Raw genomic sequence first — 1094 nt, 5'->3', positions numbered from 1 at the left:
TCGGCACCGTGACGTCGGAGGACTGGTTGGCCAGGTACAGGCCGAGGCCCAGCACACCCAGCGCGAGCATGCCCAGCACCGTGATCAACACCACCAGGGCGGTGCTGCCACGCTTCTGACTCCGCTGCGGCGGCACCCGCGCCGGTGTGCGGTTCAGCTGACCGGTCATCTGCCGCGGCGCGGGCGCCATCATCGCCGTCCGCTCCGCCTCGGTCATCACCGGCGGCGCCGACACCGGCCGCCCAGCCGCCGCCCGGAGCAGATCAGCCCGCATCTCCCCCGCACTCTGATACCGGTTCGCCGGATTCTTCGCCAACGCCTTGAGCACCACCGCGTCAACATCAGGCGTGATATCCGGGTTCGACTCGCTCGGCGCCCGCGGCTCCTCCCGCACATGCTGGTACGCCACACTCACCGGGTTATCACCCACAAACGGCGGATGCCCCGTGATCAACTCGAAGATCACACAACCCGTGGCATACACATCGCTACGGGCATCGACCGCCTCACCCCGCGCCTGCTCCGGCGACAGATACTGAGCCGTACCGATAACCGCCGACGTCTGCGTCATCGTGCTCGCACCACTGGCCAACGCCCGCGCGATGCCGAAGTCCATCACCTTGACCTGACCCGTCTGGGTCAGCATCACATTCCCCGGCTTGATGTCACGGTGGATGATGCTGTGCCGGTGACTGAAATCCAGCGCCGAACAGATATCGGCCACAATCTCCAACGCCCGCCGCTGCTGGATCCGATTCTCGATCGCCAGCACCTCTTTCAAGGTACGGCCATTGACGTACTCCATGACGATGTACGGCAACTCCTCACCGGTCGGAGCATGCTCCTCACCGGTGTCATACACCGCCACAATCGCCGGATGGTTCAACGAAGCCGCATTCTGCGCCTCACGCCGGAACCGGAGCTGAAACGTGGCATCGCGAGCCAGATCATGCCGGAGGGTCTTGATCGCAACATCACGACCGAGCCGCGTATCACGACCACGGTGAACCTCAGCCATGCCGCCGAAGCCGAGCAGCTCTGCGACCTGGTACCTCCCGCCCAGAAGGCGGGCCTGCGCGGTCATCTCGTCTCGC

1 protein-coding gene is annotated in these 1094 nt (G+C 65.2%); it reads right to left on the bottom strand.

All coding sequences use genetic code 11. From position 1 onward, the window contains the following. Positions 1-1084: Stk1 family PASTA domain-containing Ser/Thr kinase (gene pknB, locus Vau01_RS62990; protein WP_204015477.1), on the bottom strand; the 1084-nt coding region annotated here is incomplete at its 3' end. Positions 1085-1094 lie beyond the last annotated feature (10 nt).

Source organism: Virgisporangium aurantiacum (assembly GCF_016863635.1).
Taxonomy (GTDB): domain Bacteria; phylum Actinomycetota; class Actinomycetes; order Mycobacteriales; family Micromonosporaceae; genus Virgisporangium; species Virgisporangium aurantiacum.
The sequence above is the reverse complement of the archived record's forward strand: the minus strand, read 5'-3'. Positions and strand labels throughout refer to the sequence as shown.